We start from the raw sequence: 18,016 nt of genomic DNA on the forward strand, positions 1-18,016 counted from the left end.
CGACGGCGACTGCCGCGACGGAGCCGAGAAGCCGCTGTCCCGGGAGACGCCGGCCGTTCGAACGGGTCCCGCGTTTCACATGGGCCCCGCGTCTCGAATGGGTCCGGCGCACAAGCCGCACGAGTGAGTCCGACACCGTTCCTGCCCTTCATGTGTGACGGAAGGTGGACGCGCCGGAGCGGGCGCGTCGTTCTCCACTCGGAAGTGGCCTGCCGACAACGTTGTCAGTGAACGGTCAGGATGCTCCTCCGAGCGATCGGGAAGTGTCAAGGGTTTCCGGAATGCGACGTTCGGCTGTCGGCGGGCCGGCTCGCCCGCTCATGGATTGACCTGATGGGCGGTCAGGGGCCGCCGTTGCGGAGGGAAACCGCTGGTGCGGGCCAGGAACCGCCGGTGCGCGTCCGTGTCGCGACGGGCACGGACGCGCACCGGCGGGCGAAGCGGGTCGTTCGGCCTCGCGCCGGCGCCTGGGGTCTTTCGTTGGATCAGGTTGGATCAGGCTGGATCAGGCGCGGTGCCAGAGCATGCGGGCCCGGTAAGGTCCGGACGACAGTCCTCAGCCGATGAGGAAGCTGTCGCCGTACACCTTCCAGTCGAGCGGCGGATCCAGATTCAGATTGCCCGCGTCGAGGAACACCCGCTGCGCGGTGTCCACTCGGCTGGTGTCCTCGTGCGCCTCTTCCTGCCTCATGGCCCAGACCCGGGCGTCGAGGAAGGCGTTCAGATACTCCGTCTCGCCGCCGCCCTCCGCCGGAGTCCGCGCCTGGTCCCTCGCCCGCTGGCGGATGCTGCCGAAGCTGGTGCTGTCGCCGCCGTTGCCGTGCATCACGATGGCGTCGTAATAGATGAACTGGCCGAGCGTTCCGAGGCCGTCCTGCTTGGCGCGCTCCACGGCCGGGTTGAAGTAGACCCGGTCGCGTTCGTCGTTCTGCGCGGTCCGGAACTCCGTGTCCTTGGCGGCCTGTTGCCAGGCGCCGGTGAAACCGGGGTCGAGACCCTCGTGCGACTCCGTGCCGTCGACCCGCCGCAGGGCGGGCAGATAGCCGGCGAGCGGATTGCCGGGCTCGCGGTCGGTGTACAGCTCGACAAGATCCAGCATGTCGCCGGTGCCCGAGCAGAATCCGATGATGCCGGCGGTGTAACCGCGGCCGTCGCCGATGTCCTCGATGTAGCGGTACTGCGCCTGCCAGTCCAGCGAGGAGTTCTCCGCGCTGGAGACCAGTCGCATGGCGATGTCCTTCTTCGCCGGATCGTCGAGTCCTGCCGCGGCCTGAGCTGTGGCGGCTGTGGCGGCTTTCATGCTGATGGGCTCCGGTGCGGCCGCGGTCGCCACACCGGTGGCGGGGACGGCGATCAGTGCCAGGCCGAGCAGGATGTGGGGGAGAAGCCCGAGCCGGCGTGCGGTGCGTATGTGGGGGGTGGGCACCTGACCTCCATGGAAGGTGAGTTCGCTTTTCTGTTAGGAAGGTTTCCTACCAACGTTCGAAGCGACGTACACCTGTTCCATGTAAAGAAGAGGTAAGAGCCTGGCGGTACCGCCGTACGGGGCTACCGCGCGGCGATGTGGTAGCTGTCGCCGTAGACCTTCCAGTCGAGCGGCGGATCCAGCGGGAGATTGCCCTGGTCGAGGAAGACCCGCTGGGCCGTGTCGATCCGGCTGGTGTCGGAGTGCGACGGCTCGCGGCGGATCGCGGCGGCCCGTGCGTCCAGGAACGCGTGGAGATATCTGGTCTCGTCGCCGCCGCGCCGAGGTGACTGGGCGCGGCCCAGGGCCTGTTCGCGGATCGTGCGGAAGCCGATCGACCCTTTGGAGTCGCCGTAGCCGTGCATCACATAGGCGTCGTAGTAGATGAACTGTCCCAGCGTGCCAAGACCGTCCGCCTTCGCCCGGGAGACGGCCGGGTCGAAGTACAGCCGGTCCCGCTCCTTGTTCTGCGCCGCGCGCATGGCCGGGTCCTCGGCCGCCTTCCGCCATGCGTCCGTGAACGCGCGGCCCAGCCCCCGGTGGGAATCGCTGCCCGCGACCGCGCGCAGCGCCGGGAGGAAACGCGCCAGCGCGTTGCGCGGCCGGGTGTCCGTGTACCGCTGGACGACCTGGAGGAGATCGCCGCAGCCGGTGCAGAATCCGACGATGCCGGCGGTGTAGCCGCGGCCGTCGCCGATGTCCTCGATATAGCGGTACTGCGCGCGCCAGTTCAGTGAGGAGTTCTCCGCGCTGGAGACCAGCCGCATCGCGATCTCCTTCTTGGCCGGGGCGTCGAGCCCTCCGGACCCGCCCGAGGCGGAGGCGCACGCGGTGCAGACGGTGAGGGCCAGCAGCGAAAGGACGAGCGGCAGTCGGCGGAGCGCCTGGAACACGTATCGGCCCTTTCCCGTGGTGTGCACCGGCCGGTCCCGAGATTACGTGAGTGCTCCCGGATCATCCCGTATGAGCCCGCGGAGCCGTGCGGCTCGCCGATCTCCTCGCGCGGCCTCGGCCGACTCGTCGACGGGCGTTGTCAGACCTCCGTGCCACGATGCGGTCATGGATCTCGTACAGGTTTTCGCCGATCTGGACGTCCAGCCGTGGGCGGACATGCGGCACGCGTCCGGCAGCGCCGCCGATGTGCCCGGCGCGCTCCGGGCGCTGGCCCATGGCGACCTGACGCCCCGGAGACCGGCCGCCCGGCCGGTTCCTGATCGAGGCGTCAGGCCCGGACGGACCGGCCACAGGGCCCCCCGGCCCTTGGACGGTCAGTCCGGCTTCGAGGAGGCGATACAACGGGCGTGGTGAGCCGGGCGGCCGTTGTACTGCCTCTTCCTTACGCCCCCGGCTTCCAGTCCGGGCGGCGGCCGGTCAGACCGACCACCCGGTCCAGCAGCGGGGCGTCCTCGGGAACCTCGACCGGAGGTCCGAAGAGACCGTCGACGGGGCCGTCCGTCTGTGCCGGTCCCGACCCGAGGGCCGGCATCGTGTACAGCGCCTGGAGGCTCGCCTCGTCGGGTGCGTACGGCCGGCCGGTACTCCGCGCCAGGTCCCAGCCGTGGACGAGCACCTCGTTCAGGCCCACGAGCCCGGTCACCGCGCCCGGCAGATCGACACCGCCGACCCGGGTATGGCCTTGCCAGGCCCCGGGGGAGCGCCAGGCGGCGGCGAGCTCGTCGAGCTGCCGCGGCAGGATGTCACGCCAGTCGGCCGCCAGCGCGGGAGCCGCCGCCGAGACGGGCGGCCTGTCGGTGGTCGGGCCCAGCTCCTTGTGCGCGGCGTCCCGGAAGGCGACCGTCAGCCCGATCAGATGCGCGAGGACATCTCCCACCGAGTATTCGGGACAGGGCGTCGGCCCGGCGAGCTGGTCGTCGGTGATCGAGTCGAGCAGCCCGGCCACCTCGCCGCACACGGGCGCGAGATCGATCAAGCCGGTGGCCGCGCCGGTCTTGTCGTTCGTTTCCGGTTTTGTTTCCGGTTTCGTTTCCATACAGGGCAGACCGGCCTCGACGTCAAAACTCATCGCTGCCACGGCGCCTGTTCCACGGATCTGCCCGCGAATCGCGAGGACGTCGTCCCTGGCGATTCGACGTACATGCCGGGAGACGGCCCGGAGAGGGCGCCCCGAAGCCGTGGCCTCCCGGACTCCGGCACGCTATGGAGTGCTCACTCACCGGGCGTGACGGCGTTGGCCTCGCTCGACGGTGTCGGCCGGGCTGTCCGGTGTGGTGTCAGGTCAGTTCTGGGCTGTCGTGCAGGAGATGAAGTGGGCCCAGGCGGTGGGTGTGAGGGCGAGTTGAGGTCCTTGTTCGTGCTTGGAGTCCCGGACGTGGACCGTGCCGGGGCTCGTGGCGACCTCGACACAATCGTCGCCTTGCGAACCGCTGTAGCTGCTTTTGAACCAGGCCGACGTGGGCTCGGTGGTGCTCATAGCGATCCTCGCATTCGCCTCAGCAGGCTCACGGAATCCTCGGGGGTGAGGGCCTGCGTACGAAGTCTGGCATATCGCTGCTGCATCAGGCTGAGCTCTTTCGGGCCGCTGATCAGTTGGCCGTACTGCTGGCCTTCGCTGTAGCCGAGCCACTGGTGGTCCGGTGTCTCCAGCAGTCGCATCGGCCCGTCAAAGCCCGCGTGGTCCGGCTGGGTGAGAGGCATGATCTGCAGTTGGACGTTGAAGAGTTCGGCGCAGACCAGCGTGTTGTCGATGAGCTGCTTGGTGATCTCCACACCGCCGGTGCGCCGTTCCAGAAGTGCCTGTTCGAAGATGAAGCTGACCGCGATCGGCTCCGTGCGGCGCAGCAGCGCCTGACGGTCGAGGCGAGCGGCGATGCGCTGTTCGAGCCGCTCCTCGGAAGGCAGCGGCGGCACGCTCATCATCACCGCCCGTGCGTACGCCTCCGTCTGCAACAGCCCAGGGATCACTCGGCACTCGTAGGTGTACAGGCTGATCGCGGTCTCCTCCAGCTTGGCCCACTGGCGGAACCACGCCGCGAGACCAGGGTTGCGCGAAAGATGCTTCGCCGCCTCTCGCAGTGCGTCGAAGGCGTCGAGTTCCACCTCCGCCCGCTCCACGAAGTCCCTCGGCGGGAACCGCCGCCCCTGCTCGATCGAGGCCACGGTGTGCGGCGCGTACCGCACGAGTGGGGCCAGTTCCTCCTGGGTCAGGCCCGCCCGTTTCCTGAACGCCTTGACCACAGCCCCGAAAGCCCGGAGGCTGTCCGAGGATTCAGGCTCGTTGCTGTCCGCACTGTCGTCCGTGCCGTCCGTCATCGTGACTCCTCCGGTGCACTCTCTGCCGCACTGAACTCACCCAGGGTCACGAAAAACTGAGCGTACTGTCCATGTTTTGAGCCCGTACGCTGACACGGCGTACGGGTGGCTGACCTGGTCGCGGGCGTCTGAGGAGGTCTCTGCGCGATCATGCCGACCCGGACCTATCTTCAAAGCCCGCTCACCGTACGTATGTTCACTCAACGGAGCCCGCACGGGTGTCTGCCGAGCATGACGAACGGTGGTTTGTCGGCTGGTGCTGCCTCAGTAGATGCCGTTGAGGTCGGTGCCTTCAGGGGCGCGGAAGCAACCGGAGACGACGTTGACCAGGATCAGGGGCTGCTCCTTGCCGGATTCTCCAGTGACGCGCAATTCGGCGTTGACCGCGTAGTGGTCCGTCTCGGAGTCCGCCGTGAGTTCAAGGTTCTTGTTGGCACTTGTGTTCGGTCCGTATTCGACGATCTTCCAGCCGTGCTTGGGCAGAGTCTCCTTGAGTCGTTGGAAGCCTCGTGTCAGCTCGTCGGGAGAGACACCGTAGATCGACCAGGGATGGCGCGACAGGAAGAGATGCTCGGAGTCCTCATCGCAGGTAGAGACACCGGGGCCGGGCTCGGTCGTCTTGCCCTGCTTGATACCGATCATGTCGAAAATCTGGCTGGAGACGTTCTTCGTCTTTGCCCGGGCCTCTTCGACGCCGAGTGTGATGGGGGTGTAGCCGAGGTCGTCCACGTTCTTTGAGCATCCTGTCGTGAGGGTTGCCAGGGCAAGGACGGAAGTGAGCACACCGAGTGAGCGCCGTCGGGATCTGCCAGTGCCAAGGAGCGGCATCAATCATCCTCTTTCACGTCTGCGTAGTGGCCCACAACGACAGCAGCCTGGTTCTTCAGACTCAAGGAGTCCCGCTTCCAGTAGTTGCTGTGGCCGCTGGTGTCCACGTCCATCCGGTGGGCGCCGAATGCCTCGTCGGAGGGCACCGTCTGGATGTATCCAGGGTTGTACGGGATGCCGTTCCAGGTCTGTACGCCCCACTTGAAGCCGCCCAGTCCAGCGGCCTTTCCGCCGAGCGGAACCAGGTCGTCGCCGGCGGCCTCGGACCAGACGTGGTCCTTGCCGACGTCGAGGTCGCCGGCCTCGGCGGCCATCATGCCGGGACTGCCCGCGACCACGATGTCGTCGGCGGAGAGATCACCCTTGTTGGAGGCGTCGCCGACGACGGTGGAACCGTAGCTGTGGCCGATGACGGTGGTGTGGCTGCCGGCGGGGCCGCCTTGTGTGGCCTCCAGTCCGTCCATGAAGGAGTTCAGCTTCGGCGATCCGTCGTACGCCCACTGCTTCTGCATGGCCTCGGGGACAATGGACTGCGGCGCGTTGTAACCGAGCCAGGTGATGGTTGAGACTGATTTACCGGGAGCCTGCGAGTTGGCCTCTTTCCACAGCTCGGTCATCCGGTCGATGTCGCCACCGATGCCTCCGAGCTTCGATGTCGTACCCGGTACATACACCGCCGTGTGGTCGGCCGTGTCCGGGTTGCCGTTGGCGATGATCGCGTGGCCGTTGCCCTTGGTGTCGAAGCCGAGCAGGAACGCCGGCGGGAGACCGGATGAAGGCGGGGCGTCGAACCGTTTCTGGATCGCGTCCATCCCTTTGATCTGGGCCTGGAGCCGGGTACGGGTTTTGTCCCAGGTGCTCCACGCCGGGTTGAGCATGGAGACCGCGTACGGACCGCCGTTCGGGTCCTTGAGCATCTTGGGCGGTTCGGGGCCCAGTCCGTCCAGGCTCAACTGGGCCTGAGCGCGTGTCTCGGCGAGCACCATGCGGTTGGCGTCGTCCCGGACATCGCTGGGAATGCCGTCGAGGGCGCCCACCTCGGCCGGATAGAGAGTCGCGTACTCGTCGCGCTGCTCCTGGGTGAGGCCGTTCCACCAACTGGCGTTGTCAGCGGCGGATTTTCCCTGGGGAATGGCCGATGCGTCGGCGTACTTCCCGGCCGCTTCCCGCAGCGCCCTGGTGTCCTGGGCCGCGTCGGCGAGCATGGCGTCCGTGACATCGAGGCCACCGGTGGTCTTCAGCGCGCGCAGGACTCCCGCGTACCGGCCGTCGATCTCGGCGGCTTCACCGACCGCGCCGGCGATGCGTTCCGCGATGTCCTCGGCGTCGGCCTTGTTGGGGTCGGCGCCGCCTTCCGCCCTGCCGGGCAGGAGAGGGACGGGTGCTCCGGGAGTGGCGGTGCCTCTGCCGGGCGCGAGCGGGACGACGGCGGAGACGGGATATTCGACGGAACCGTCGGGACGCACCGTGAACCTGCGGTTCTCGGCGTCCTCCAGCGCCTGCTTCAACTTCTTCTGAGGCGCGGCGAGTTCGGCGGCCAGTCCGTTCAGCGCGGTACGGATCAGTCCGCACTCGGTGTGGATGTACTGGTAGTTGCGGCTGAGCCGGGACAGGTCGGCGGTGGCCCCGGTGGCGGTCTCGCCTTTCTGGGTCTCGCGGAGAGTGCCGAGCATCTCATTGTCGACACGGTCCTTCGCCGCGTTGGCACGCCCCGAGATCTTGCCCCAGCCGTCCGCCGCGTCCTCGTACTCGGAGAGCCTCACATCGCGTAACTGCTGCCAGGTGGTCACCGTGGGCCTCCGCCCGCGAACCGCTCCTTGGTCTTTGTCTCCTGCTCGCCGAATTCCTTGCCGGCGCTTCTGAGCGCGCCTTCGAGGCGTGAGCATTCGTCGCGTACGGAGGTGAGGCGCTCCGTCCACGAGGTACGTGCCTCCTCCAGCGCGGCCGTGCTCGCGAAGCCCCGCGTGCCGCCGCCGACATCGTCTGACGCGACGTCAAGTTCGGTCAGGGAGGCGGCCGAAGAGGTGTGCAGTTCGCCGGCGACGGCGGAGGCGGACGTCCAGGGGCCCTGGCCGGCCTTGAGGTCCGGGCCGCCGCCGTCGTCTCCGCCACCGCCGCCGTGCGTCCCGGCCGAGGCCAGGACCGTCCTGGTCCCGGAGCTGTCGTCACCGAGCAGATCTGCCCATTTCCCGTTGAGTGCCATGCGTGTTCCCCCGTGACATCGGTCCGGCTGTGTTACCGGGTCTTTCCAGCCTGATCCAAACGAAAGAGCGTAGCCGATCCGCCTCTGCCGTGTAGGCCTGTCTGAGGCATGGCGCCGTCCGCCCGGGCGGGGCCCGCATGGTCCGGTGGCGTGCGATCGCGAGGCGGAGGAGCAGGCGGAACCGCCGGGAGCGCGCGCCGCCCTCGGCGCCGTGGGCGGCCGAGGGCGGGAGCGTTGTGGTGCCGGAGGTATTGCTGTGCGAGCGCGTGGAGGATCAGCCGCGGAGCTGCTCATAGGCCGGCAGCGTGAGGAAGTCCGCATAGTTCTCGTCCAACGCGACCTTCAGCAGCAGGTCATGGGCCTGCTGCCAGGTGCCGGACGCGAAGGCCTCCTCGCCGATCTCCTGTCGGACCGCGGCGAGTTCGTCCGCGGCGAGGCTGCGGGCCAGTTCCGGCGTGGCCCGCACGGTCCGGCCGTCGTGTTCGAATTCGACGCCCGCGTTGATCCACTGCCAGATCTGCGAGCGGGAGATCTCCGCGGTCGCGGCGTCCTCCATGAGGTTGAAGATGGCGACGGCGCCGAGGCCGCGCAGCCACGCCTCGATGTAGCGGATGCCGACCTGGACGGCGTTGCGCAGTCCTTCGTAAGTGGGCCTGGCGTCAAGGGAGTCGACGGCGATCAGATCGCCCGCGGCGACGGAGACGTCCTCGCGCAGGCGGTCCTTCTGGTTGGGCCTGTCGCCGAGGACCGCGTCGAAGGACGCCATGGCGATCGGCACCAGGTCCGGATGAGCGACCCAGGAGCCGTCGAAGCCGTCGGCCGCCTCGCGGTCCTTGTCGGCCTTGACCTTCTCGAAGGCGACCTTGTTGACCTCGGCGTCGCGCCGGGAGGGAATGAAGGCCGCCATGCCGCCGATGGCGTGCGCGCCGCGCTTGTGGCAGGTGCGGACGAGCAGTTCGGTGTAGGCACGCATGAACGGCGCGGTCATCGTGACGGCGTTGCGGTCCGGCAGGACGAACTTCGCGCCGCCGTCCCGGAAGTTCTTGACGATCGAGAAGAGATAGTCCCAGCGGCCCGCGTTCAGCCCGGAGGCATGGTCGCGCAGCTCGTAGAGGATCTCCTCCATCTCGTACGCCGCCGTGATCGTCTCGATCAGCACGGTCGCCCGGACGGTCCCCTGCGCCACGCCCAGATACTCCTGGGCGAAGACGAAGATGTCGTTCCAGAGGCGTGCCTCCAGGTGCGACTCCGTCTTCGGAAGGTAGAAGTACGGTCCCTTGCCCCGCTCCGTCAGCCGCTTGGCGTTGTGGAAGAAGTACAGCCCGAAGTCGACCAGCGCGCCGGGCACCGGGTCACCGTTCAACTGGAGATGACGCTCCGTCAGATGCCAGCCGCGCGGCCGCATCACCACGGTCGCGAGCTGGTCCTCGTCCTTCAGCGCGTACGACTTGCCGGAGGCCGGGTCGGTGAAGTCGATGCGGCGCTCATAGGCGTCGATCAGATTGAGCTGTCCGAGGATCACGTTCTCCCAGGTGGGGGCCGAGGCGTCCTCGAAGTCCGCGAGCCAGATCCGCGCGCCGGAGTTGAGCGCGTTGATGGTCATCTTGCGGTCGGTCGGCCCGGTGATCTCCACCCGGCGGTCGTTCAGCGCGGCCGGTGACGGCGCGACCCGCCAGCTCTCGTCCTCGCGGACGGACGCCGTCTCCGGCAGGAAGTCCAGGCTGGAGGTGCGGGCGATCTCGGCGCGGCGTTCGGTACGGCGGGCGAGCAGCTCGTCACGGCGCGGTGTGAAGCGCCGGTGCAGCTCGGCCACGAACGTGAGTGCTGCCTCGGTGAGAACCTCCTCCTGCCGAGGCAGGGAATCGGCGTCGACGATGGCCAGCGGGGAGGGCGCTGGTGCGGACATGAGCTGTCACTCCTTCGCGGGCGGTACCCGGCGGCCGCCGGGGTGCCTGGGGCGGGTCGCGGAAGCCCCGCCGGGTCCGCCGCGGCGGCCGGTCGCACACACGCGGCGCCGGACGGCACGCGGTGCCATGGCATCGGGATACGGCCGCGGGCTCCGCGCCGGGTGTCGGGTGCTTCTGACCTGTGGATACTAGTTTTCTCATGGTGGAAGTTCAATGGTGTGTCGATGTCGAGGTTCTCCGCGTCGAGAGACCGTGGCGCCGAGTGCCGCCGCCTCGACCGGCCAGGGGCAGGGCCTAGGCACGCGGCCCCTTCTCCAGACGCGACAGATCTTCCTCCGTGTCGATGTCGTATGCCCGCGCGACATCCCCGCATTCGACAAGGACGATGTCGCTCTCATGGGTCTTCAGATAGTCACGTGCGCCGCGGTCGCCTGTCGCGTCCGCGGCGATCTCCACCCACCGGCAGGCGCCGAACAGCACGGGATGCCCGCGCCTGCCCTCGTAGGAGGCCGCGGCGAGGGAACCGGGAGAGCGGTACGCGGCGACGACCCGGGCCGCCGCCGCCGCGCCGATTCCCGGCTGGTCCACCAGCAGGACCAGCGCCGCCCGCGCGTCCGTGCCGGCGAGCGAGATGAGGCCCGCACGGAGCGAGGACCCCATCCCCTCCTCCCACAAAGGGTTCTCGACCAGTACGCAGTCCGGCAGCTCGGCCCGGTTCCGTACCTCTTCCGAGGCCGCTCCCAGCACCACATGCACCGGGCCGCAGCCGCCTTCGCGCAGCGCGCGCGCCGCGCTCTCGACCAGCAGGCCGCCCCGGTGCTCCAGCAGCGCCTTCGGGCGTCCGCCGAGTCTGCGTCCGCCGCCCGCCGCGAGCAGCAGCCCGGCGACCGGCGGCGGGTTTGTGTCGTTGCGTGTTCCTGCCATGGGCCCTGCATACCTCATCCCTGGGCGCTGTGCCGGGCGCGCGGTCACCGGGTGTTCCGTCCCCATTCCCGCCGTATTCGGCCGACGGAGTGGCGCGAACCGCTCGTAATGGCGTTAACTTGCCCGCGAACCTGACGCTTGACCACCGTTCAGGAACACAGACCAGCACTGAGGCATGCCCGGCACAAAGACGTGCGTGGGCGAGGGCAAGGGGGAGAGCTTTGTTGCGGAGCGTGCGGCAGACGCCGGTGACAGAGAAGAACGAGGACCCGAGGGTGGCGGAGCTGCAAGCTGCCGTCTCCCGGCTACGGCGCGAACTGGCCGCGCATCCGGCCGAGTTCAGGGACCGGGCCATCGCCGAGGACGAACTGGCCGCGCTCTCCGCGATGGTGGCGAGCGGCGATCCCGAGATCCCCCGTATGCGCCGCTCGCTGCTGCTGATCGTGGGTTCGATCGGTTCGGTGAGCGCGCTCGCGGCGGCGCTGATGGGCGTACGGAACGCGGTCGATCTCTTCGGAGACGTGCCCCGACGGTACAGTTGAGTCTTTGGTCCGGCCGGACCACCGGGGCGCGGCTCTTCGGGACCGCGCCCTCGGGCGCGTCCGGCGCGGGCCGTCAGGCCTGGGCCGCCGCCGTATTGGCCAGCGCCTCGGAGAGATCGCGCGCGACCTCCTGGAGCACCGGGACGATCCGCTCCGTGGCCTCCTCCGTCACCCGGCCCGCCGGGCCCGAGATGGAAATGGCCGCGGCCGTGGGCGAGTTGGGCACCGGAACCGCCAGGCAGCGGACTCCGATCTCCTGCTCGTTGTCATCGATCGCGTATCCCGATCTGCGCACCACCTCCAGGGCCGCCAGAAAGCCCTCGGGCGTGGTGATCGTCTTTTCGGTGGCGGCGGGCATACCCGTGCGGGCGAGCAGCGCGCGGACGTCCTCCGGTGAGGCGCCCGCGAGCAGCGCCTTTCCCACGCCCGTGGAGTGCGGCAGCACACGTCGGCCCACCTCGGTGAACATCCGCATCGAGTGTTTGGAAGGGACCTGCGCGACATACACGATCTCGTCGCCGTCGAGCAGTGCCATGTTCGCGGTCTCGCCGGTCTCCTCGACCAGACGGGCGAGATACGGCCGGGCCCAGGTGCCGAGCAGCCGGGACGCCGATTCGCCGAGGCGGATCAGGCGCGGACCGAGCGCGTACCGCCGGTTGGACTGCTGGCGCACATAGCCGCAGACGACCAGCGTGCGCATCAGCCGGTGGATGGTCGGCAGCGGCAGACCGCTGCTGGCGGAGAGCTCACTCAGCCCGACCTCGCCGCCCGCGTCCGCCATTCGTTCGAGCAGGTCGAAGGCGCGCTCAAGGGACTGGACGCCGCCGCTGGCGGAGGCGGATTTGGTGGCGTCGGTGGTGCTGGCGCTGGACGACGGCACGTCACGGTCCTTTCGGGGCGGGCGGGCAGGCACGCAGCCTACCGGCCGGGCGGCCGGGAGCATGGCCCGGCGCTGGGCGTCTGAGCCGGTCAGGGTGTGTTTGTCCGCGTCCGGAGGCGACAGTGGTGATCTATTGATGCTGTATATAGGCAAAGATGCATTCTGCTCCGCGAAAAAATTATTCCGCTTTACGGAAGATGTCCAGTGTACGGCGCCGGCGCCGGTGGTAGCCGACGCCTCCCAGTGTGGTCTTGACGGGCCGGAAGCCGGAGTGAAGACTCGTTCAACAGTTCGTTGAACTCCCGGTGGAGCGCCCGGCGCAAGGCCAGGCGCGGCGCGCCCGGCAGCTTTGCGAAGCTCTCCGTCAGCTCTCTGTCAGCTCTGTGAAGTGAGGAGCGCGGGTGTCCGATGTGACTCTGGTGCTGCGGTCGACGCGTGTCATCACACCTGAAGGGACACGGGCCGCCTCGATCGCCGTCGCCGGCGCAAGGATCGCGGCCGTCCTGCCGTACGACTCGCGGGTGCCGCCCGGCGCCCGCACGGAGGACGTCGGCGACGATGTCGTCCTTCCTGGTCTCGTCGACACCCACGTCCATGTGAACGACCCCGGCCGCACCGAGTGGGAGGGATTCTGGACCGCCACCCGCGCCGCCGCGGCCGGCGGCGTCACCACTCTGCTCGACATGCCGCTCAACTCCCTGCCGCCCACCACGACGGCCGCTCATCTCCGCACCAAGCGGGAGGTGGCCCGTACCAAGGCGCATGTCGATGTCGGCTTCTGGGGCGGCGCGGTCCCGGACAACATCAAGGATCTCCGGCCGCTTCATGACGCCGGGGTGTTCGGCTTCAAATGCTTTCTGTCGCCTTCCGGAGTGGACGAGTTCCCGGAGCTCGACCAGGAGCGGCTCGGCCTCTCGCTGGCCGAGATCACGGGCTTCGGCGGACTGCTGATCGTGCACGCCGAGGACCCGCACGAGCTCGCCTCCGCTCCCCGGCGCGGTGGCGCCGCCTATGCCGACTTTCTGGCGTCCCGGCCCCGGGACGCCGAGAACGCGGCGATCCGGAGCCTGGTCGCCCAGGCGAAGCGGCTCGACGCGCGGGTGCATGTGCTGCATCTGTCGTCGTCGGACGCGCTGCCGCTGATCGCCGCCGCCAAGCGCGAGGGCGTCCGGATCACCGTCGAGTCCTGTCCGCACTTCCTCACTCTCACGGCTGAGGAAGTGCCTGACGGCGCGACGGAGTTCAAGTGCTGCCCGCCCATCCGCGAGGCCGCGAACCAGGACGCGCTCTGGCAGGGACTGATCGACGGCACCATCGACTGCGTCGTCTCCGACCACTCGCCGTGCACCGCCGACCTCAAGACACCGGACTTCGCCTCGGCATGGGGCGGTATCTCCTCGCTCCAGCTCGGCCTTCCCGCGATCTGGACGGAGGCGCGCCGACGCGGCCGTTCACTGGAGGACGTCGCCCGCTGGATGTCGACGGCACCGGCCGCGCTCGCCGGACTGCCCCGCAAAGGCGCCATCGAGGCCGGCCGCGACGCCGACTTCGCGGTCCTCGCACCCGATGAGACCTTCACGGTGGACCCGGCCGAGCTGCACCACCGCAATCAGGTGACGGCCTACGCGGGCAAGACCCTGTACGGCGTGGTGAGGTCGACCTGGCTGCGTGGCAGCCGGATCGCACGGGACGGCACTCTCGCCGATCCCGCCGGCCACCTGCTCGAAAGGAACAACTGACCGTGTCCAGAACCGCGTCGTCGGCGTCGTCGCCGTCCTCGGCGTCCTCGCCGTCCTTGCCGTCCGCTTCGTTCACCGGTGCCGCCGGTCCGTACCGGGGCGGCGATCCGTACGCCGACTACCGCACCGCCGACCTTCCCTTCACGCACCTCACCGACCTCGCCGGCCGCCGGCTCGGCGCCGGTGTCATCGCCGCCAACGACGAGTTCTTCGCGGACCGCGAGAACCTGCTGAATCCCGGCGCCGCCGAGTTCGATCCCGAGCGCTTCGGACACAAGGGCAAGATCATGGACGGCTGGGAGACCCGGCGCAGGCGCGGCACCAGCGCCGAGCGGCCGCATCCCGCGGACGACGACCACGACTGGGCGCTGGTGCGGCTCGGTGCTCCCGGCGTGATCCGCGGGATCGTCGTCGACACCGCTCATTTCCGCGGCAACCACCCGGCGGCGGTCTCGGTCGAGGCCACCTCGCTGACCGGCTCACCGTCCCTCTGGCATCTCCTCGCCGACGAGGTGAAGTGGACGACGCTCGTGGAGCGTACGGAGATCGGCGGTCACGCGGCCAACGGCTTCACGGTCGACGCCGAGCAGCGCTTCACGCACCTTCGGGTCAATCAGCATCCCGACGGCGGGATCGCCCGGCTGCGGGTGTACGGCGAGGTCGCGCCCGACCCGGTGTGGCTCGGCGCCCTCGGTACCTTCGACCTTGTCGCGCTGGAGAACGGCGGCCGGGTCGAGGATGTGTCCGACCGCTTCTACTCTCCCGCCACCAACACGATCCAGCCGGGCCGCTCACGCACGATGGACGAGGGCTGGGAGACCCGGCGGCGGCGCGACCAGGGCAATGACTGGATCAGCTACCGGCTGGTGGAGCAGGCCGAGATCCGCGCGGCCGAGATCGACACGGCGTGTCTGCTGGGCAACGCGGCCGGCTGGGCCGCGCTGTCCGCCCGCGACGGCGCGACCGGCGACTGGACCGAGATCCTGCCCAGGACCCGTCTCCAGCCCGACACCAACCATCGCTTCGTGCTGCCGGCGGTCGCGGTGGCGACGGACGTACGGATCGACATCTTCCCGGACGGCGGAATCTCCCGGCTCCGGCTCTTCGGCTCCCTCACGGAGCGCGGCGCCGACCGGCTCGCGGCACGCCACCAGCAACTACTGCCGTGACCGGCGCTGTTCGCGCGACAAGGCGAGCACGGCCGGGAGGCGCGCTCGGCGGACGACACCGCTCCGGCCGACCGTCGCACACCGCTTCGAAGGCTCCACAAACGCGTCCGAATCGCCGTGCTTGTCCATGATGCGGATCCGGCCATCGGTAACGGCTGAGGACGGAGCGGAGACGTACGCTGAGCCGATGGCGGTCATCGAACTGAAAGAATACGGTCCGGACTTCAACGTCGACCCCTATCCGTACTACGCCAAGCTGCGCGAGGCGGGACCCGTCCACGAGGTGCGAAGCGCGCAGGGCGAGCGCTTCTGGCTGGTCGTCGGATACGAGGAGGGGCGCGCCGCGCTGGCCGATCCGCGCCTCTCCAAATCTCCGTCCGTCGCCGGCCATCCGGCGGGCGACGAGGTGATCATGGGCCCGCATGTGCTGACCCTCGACCCACCCGACCACACCAGGCTGCGCAAGCTCGTCGCGCCGGAGTTCACCGCGCGCCGGGTGGAGCATCTGCGCTCGCGCATCCAGCGGATCACCGACGAACTGCTCGACGCCATGCTTCCGGCCGGCAGCGCCGATCTGGTCGACGAGCTGGCCTTTCCGCTGCCCATTATCGTCATCAGCGAACTGCTCGGAGTGCCGCACGAGGACCGTGACACCTTCCGGGCCTGGACCAATGAGATCGTCGCACCCACCCGGCCGACCGGTGCCCGCGACGGCACCATCGAGCTGTGCGCCTATCTCGACGAACTCATCGAGGACAAGCGCGTCGCTCCGCCCGCCGACGATCTGCTCTCCACGCTGCTGCGCACCAGAGCGGAGGACGGTGACCGGCTGTCCGCGGCCGAGCTGCGCGCCTGGGCCTATGTGCTGCTGATCGCCGGTCATGAGACGACCGTCAACCTGATCTCCAACGCGGTACGGACACTGCTCGCGCATCCGGGCCAACTCGCCGCGCTGCGCGCCGACTTCACGCTTCTCGACGGTGCGATCGAGGAGACGCTGCGATTCGAGGGCCCGGTGGAGACCAGCACGCTGCGGTTCACCCGGGAGCCGGTGCCCTACGGCGACACGGTGATTCCCGCACGCGAGACGGTCCTTGTCGGGCTGGCCTCGGCGGACCGTGATCCGGCCCGCTTCCCCGACCCCGACACCTTCGACATCCGGCGGTCCACGACGGAGGGCCGGGGCCACGGCCATCTGGCCTTCGGCCATGGCATCCACTTCTGCCTGGGCGCACCGCTCGCCCGGCTGGAGGCCCGGGTCGTCCTCCGTACGCTGCTGGAACGCTGCCCGGAGCTGGCCCTCGATCCGGCCGCGGGTCCTTACGACTGGCTGCCCGGCCTGCTGATCCGCGGGGTGCGGCGGCTGCCGGTGCGCTGGTAGGACGGATCCGGGCCGATCCGGCCGCGTCTCCGTGGAGAGGCGGCCGGATCTTATTCGGCGGTGGCCGTGTACGGAGCGGAGCCGGCGGGCGGGATGCGTACGGCGATCAGAGCGATGTCGTCCGTACTCGTCTCGCCGAGGCCGGTCATGAGCTCGTCGCAGAATGTCTCCAGCGGCGCGCGGGCCAGCGCGGCGGCGTGCTGACGCAGCCGCGTCATGCCGTCGTCGAGGGTCTCGCTGCGGCGCTCGATCAGTCCGTCGGTGTAGAGCAGCACGGTGGAGCCGGGCGGCAGGGACTCCTCGCCGTCGGGGCGGATCGTGTCGGGCGCGGCTCCGAGGAGGAGGCTCCGGCCGGCGGTCAGAAAGCGTGTGTCGCCCGTACCGGTGACCAGCAGCGGAGCGGGATGGCCGGCCGCGGCATAGTGCAGAAGCCACTGTCCTTCGGGATCGGGCTTGGTGACCAGGGCATACAGGCAGGTCAGAGTCTGCGCGGGATAGAGGATCTCGTTGGCCGCGTCCAGCCGGGCGAGGATCTTGCCGGGAGGCTCTTTGCGGTCGCACGCGATGCCGCGCAGCATATTGCGCATCTGGCTCATGGACACCGCGGCCTTGAGGTCATGACCGGTGACATCGCCGATGATCAGTGTGAGCGCGCCGTCCGGCAGCAGGAACGCGTCGTACCAGTCGCCGCCGATCTCGGCGCTCGCCCGCGCCGGGTCGTACCGCGCCGCGATGTCGAGAGGGCCGTCCCGGGGCAGGTCGGGCAGCAGGGAACGCTGAAGGCGTTCGGCGGTGTTCGAGATCTGCGCGTGCAGGTGTGCGTTGTCCACGGCCATGGCGACGCGATGCGCCAGTTCCTCGATCAGCGGCAGCCGCTCCTGGCTGTCCATGCCGCTGGGACAGTCGGGGCCGTTGCGCACCAGGGTCAGCACACCCAGCACCCGGCGACGCGCCCGCAGCGGAACCAGCACCGCGCGGCGCGCTCCGAGCTGTCGGAAGGTCTGGAGTTCGAGGACGTGCAGGGAATCGGCGCCCGTCGTCTCCTCGGGTGCGGGAAAGTCCGACAGCCGCAGCGGCCCGGCGCCGCGCAGGGCCCGGGCCAGCGGGGCCTGCGAGTGGTCGTCCGCCGCCGGCAGCAGCCCTTCCAGGAAACCGGAAGGGAACGCGTCGGGTTCGCGGTGCTCCACCACCACTCGGCGCAACCGGCCCTTGGCATCCTGCTCGACCAGGTCGATCGCGCACCAGTCCGCCAGCGCCGGGACGAGCACCCGGCACAGCCGGCGCAGTCCCGTTTCCAGCTCCAGCGTGCTGGACAGCGCCTCCGAGGCATTGGCCATCAGGGTCAGCCGGTCCAGAGCGTCCTGCACGGCCCGGTCCACATCGAAGCGATCGTCCTCGGGCGGCTGCGTGATCACATTGCTTCTTCCCTCTGCCCAAGGCGCCCCCGGCCGCTCACGGAGAGCGTGCCCGACTCATCGGCGCCTCTCTCCAGCGTATCCCGGTCCGGCGCTTCGGGCCGAAGCTCACGCTCTCCCGGCGTGGGCCAAAAGCCCAGGTCGCCGGGGTGTGCGGGCGCTCTGCCGCCAGTCCGGATCGGCCGGGACAGGAACTAGGGCGTGTTTCGAAAGTAGCGCCGTCCGCCCCCTGGGGCGGGGCTCGCGGCGTCTGGTGCGTGCGATCGCAAGGCGGAGGATCGTTCGCGTACTGG

At 69.2% G+C, this 18,016-nt stretch carries 17 protein-coding genes; 5 read left to right on the forward strand and 12 right to left on the reverse strand.

Annotated features, from left to right (window positions below):
* Positions 1-556 precede the first annotated feature (556 nt).
* Together PV679_RS09495 and PV679_RS09500 are read right to left on the reverse strand one after the other, a co-directional pair.
* The gene (locus PV679_RS09495) at positions 557-1,426 is read right to left on the reverse strand and encodes a chitosanase (RefSeq protein WP_416069676.1); all 870 of its coding nucleotides are present in this window, start codon (positions 1,424-1,426) and stop codon (positions 557-559) included.
* 122 nt (positions 1,427-1,548) lie between these two features.
* On the reverse strand, positions 1,549-2,385 hold the full coding sequence (locus PV679_RS09500; protein WP_416069677.1) for a chitosanase: 837 nt from the start codon (positions 2,383-2,385) through the stop codon (positions 1,549-1,551).
* Between the two features lie 139 nt (positions 2,386-2,524).
* On the opposite strand from PV679_RS09500, the gene PV679_RS09505 reads away from it, so the two are divergent.
* Positions 2,525-2,773 (forward strand): hypothetical protein, encoded by a 249-nt coding sequence (locus tag PV679_RS09505; protein WP_319679654.1) that lies wholly within the window; start codon positions 2,525-2,527, stop codon positions 2,771-2,773.
* A gap of 28 nt (positions 2,774-2,801) precedes the next feature.
* Here PV679_RS09505 and PV679_RS09510 read toward each other — a convergent pair whose 3' ends face one another.
* From PV679_RS09510 to PV679_RS09545, 8 genes are all read right to left on the reverse strand, one after another.
* Positions 2,802-3,488 carry a TIGR03086 family metal-binding protein gene (locus PV679_RS09510; RefSeq protein ID WP_319679676.1) on the reverse strand — a complete coding sequence of 229 codons (687 nt, stop codon included), beginning with the start codon at positions 3,486-3,488 and terminating at the stop codon, positions 2,802-2,804.
* Between the two features lie 213 nt (positions 3,489-3,701).
* Positions 3,702-3,896 carry a DUF397 domain-containing protein gene (locus PV679_RS09515; protein WP_319679655.1) on the reverse strand — a complete coding sequence of 65 codons (195 nt, stop codon included), beginning with the start codon at positions 3,894-3,896 and terminating at the stop codon, positions 3,702-3,704.
* Positions 3,893-4,735 (reverse strand): helix-turn-helix transcriptional regulator, encoded by an 843-nt coding sequence (locus PV679_RS09520; protein ID WP_319679656.1) that lies wholly within the window; start codon positions 4,733-4,735, stop codon positions 3,893-3,895. The genes PV679_RS09515 and PV679_RS09520 overlap by 4 nt, the downstream gene beginning before the upstream one ends.
* Before the next feature lie 264 nt (positions 4,736-4,999).
* Positions 5,000-5,464 carry a hypothetical protein gene (locus PV679_RS09525; protein WP_319679657.1) on the reverse strand — a complete coding sequence of 155 codons (465 nt, stop codon included), beginning with the start codon at positions 5,462-5,464 and terminating at the stop codon, positions 5,000-5,002.
* A 98-nt stretch (positions 5,465-5,562) separates the two neighbouring features.
* On the reverse strand, positions 5,563-7,353 hold the full coding sequence (locus tag PV679_RS09530; RefSeq protein ID WP_319679658.1) for an alpha/beta hydrolase: 1,791 nt from the start codon (positions 7,351-7,353) through the stop codon (positions 5,563-5,565).
* Complete coding sequence (locus PV679_RS09535; RefSeq protein ID WP_319679659.1) at positions 7,350-7,766, reverse strand: hypothetical protein; 417 nt, start codon at positions 7,764-7,766, stop codon at positions 7,350-7,352. Before PV679_RS09535 ends, PV679_RS09530 begins: the two co-directional genes overlap by 4 nt.
* 274 nt (positions 7,767-8,040) lie before the next feature.
* Positions 8,041-9,672, reverse strand: coding sequence for a malate synthase A (gene aceB / locus PV679_RS09540; RefSeq protein ID WP_319679660.1), 1,632 nt, complete (start codon positions 9,670-9,672; stop codon positions 8,041-8,043).
* A 295-nt stretch (positions 9,673-9,967) separates the two neighbouring features.
* The gene (locus PV679_RS09545) at positions 9,968-10,597 is read right to left on the reverse strand and encodes a nucleotidyltransferase family protein (RefSeq protein WP_319679661.1); all 630 of its coding nucleotides are present in this window, start codon (positions 10,595-10,597) and stop codon (positions 9,968-9,970) included.
* A 221-nt stretch (positions 10,598-10,818) separates the two neighbouring features.
* On the opposite strand from PV679_RS09545, the gene PV679_RS09550 reads away from it, so the two are divergent.
* Positions 10,819-11,139, forward strand: a complete 321-nt coding sequence (locus PV679_RS09550) for a DUF5955 family protein (protein WP_319679662.1) — start codon at positions 10,819-10,821, stop codon at positions 11,137-11,139.
* A gap of 73 nt (positions 11,140-11,212) precedes the next feature.
* Here PV679_RS09550 and PV679_RS09555 read toward each other — a convergent pair whose 3' ends face one another.
* Positions 11,213-12,019, reverse strand: coding sequence for an IclR family transcriptional regulator (locus tag PV679_RS09555; protein ID WP_319679663.1), 807 nt, complete (start codon positions 12,017-12,019; stop codon positions 11,213-11,215).
* A 401-nt stretch (positions 12,020-12,420) separates the two neighbouring features.
* Between PV679_RS09555 and allB the strand changes: the two genes are divergently transcribed.
* The 3 genes from allB (at position 12,421) to PV679_RS09570 (ending at position 16,308) form a co-directional block, all read left to right on the forward strand.
* Positions 12,421-13,758, forward strand: coding sequence for an allantoinase AllB (gene allB, locus PV679_RS09560; protein ID WP_319679664.1), 1,338 nt, complete (start codon positions 12,421-12,423; stop codon positions 13,756-13,758).
* 56 nt (positions 13,759-13,814) lie between these two features.
* Entirely contained in the window at positions 13,815-14,927 is a 1,113-nt protein-coding gene (gene alc / locus PV679_RS09565) for an allantoicase (RefSeq protein ID WP_319679677.1), read from the forward strand.
* A 187-nt stretch (positions 14,928-15,114) separates the two neighbouring features.
* On the forward strand, positions 15,115-16,308 hold the full coding sequence (locus PV679_RS09570) for a cytochrome P450 (protein ID WP_319679665.1): 1,194 nt from the start codon (positions 15,115-15,117) through the stop codon (positions 16,306-16,308).
* A gap of 50 nt (positions 16,309-16,358) precedes the next feature.
* Here PV679_RS09570 and PV679_RS09575 read toward each other — a convergent pair whose 3' ends face one another.
* The gene (locus tag PV679_RS09575) at positions 16,359-17,723 is read right to left on the reverse strand and encodes a SpoIIE family protein phosphatase (protein ID WP_319679666.1); all 1,365 of its coding nucleotides are present in this window, start codon (positions 17,721-17,723) and stop codon (positions 16,359-16,361) included.
* Positions 17,724-18,016: the final 293 nt, after the last annotated feature.

The organism is Streptomyces sp. AK02-01A (assembly GCF_033795305.1).
Lineage (GTDB): Bacteria > Actinomycetota > Actinomycetes > Streptomycetales > Streptomycetaceae > Streptomyces.

Excerpts from the sequence above, each read along its gene's own strand:
- PV679_RS09505 (WP_319679654.1), top strand. The coding sequence starts at position 2,525 with ATGGATCTCGTACAGGTTTTCGCCGATCTGGACGTCCAGCCGTGGGCG.
- PV679_RS09510 (WP_319679676.1), bottom strand. The coding sequence starts at position 3,488 with ATGAGTTTTGACGTCGAGGCCGGTCTGCCCTGTATGGAAACGAAACCG.
- PV679_RS09515 (WP_319679655.1), bottom strand. The coding sequence starts at position 3,896 with ATGAGCACCACCGAGCCCACGTCGGCCTGGTTCAAAAGCAGCTACAGC.
- PV679_RS09520 (WP_319679656.1), bottom strand. The coding sequence starts at position 4,735 with ATGACGGACGGCACGGACGACAGTGCGGACAGCAACGAGCCTGAATCC.
- PV679_RS09535 (WP_319679659.1), bottom strand. The coding sequence starts at position 7,766 with ATGGCACTCAACGGGAAATGGGCAGATCTGCTCGGTGACGACAGCTCC.
- aceB (WP_319679660.1), bottom strand. The coding sequence starts at position 9,672 with ATGTCCGCACCAGCGCCCTCCCCGCTGGCCATCGTCGACGCCGATTCC.
- PV679_RS09545 (WP_319679661.1), bottom strand. The coding sequence starts at position 10,597 with ATGGCAGGAACACGCAACGACACAAACCCGCCGCCGGTCGCCGGGCTG.
- PV679_RS09570 (WP_319679665.1), top strand. The coding sequence starts at position 15,115 with ATGGCGGTCATCGAACTGAAAGAATACGGTCCGGACTTCAACGTCGAC.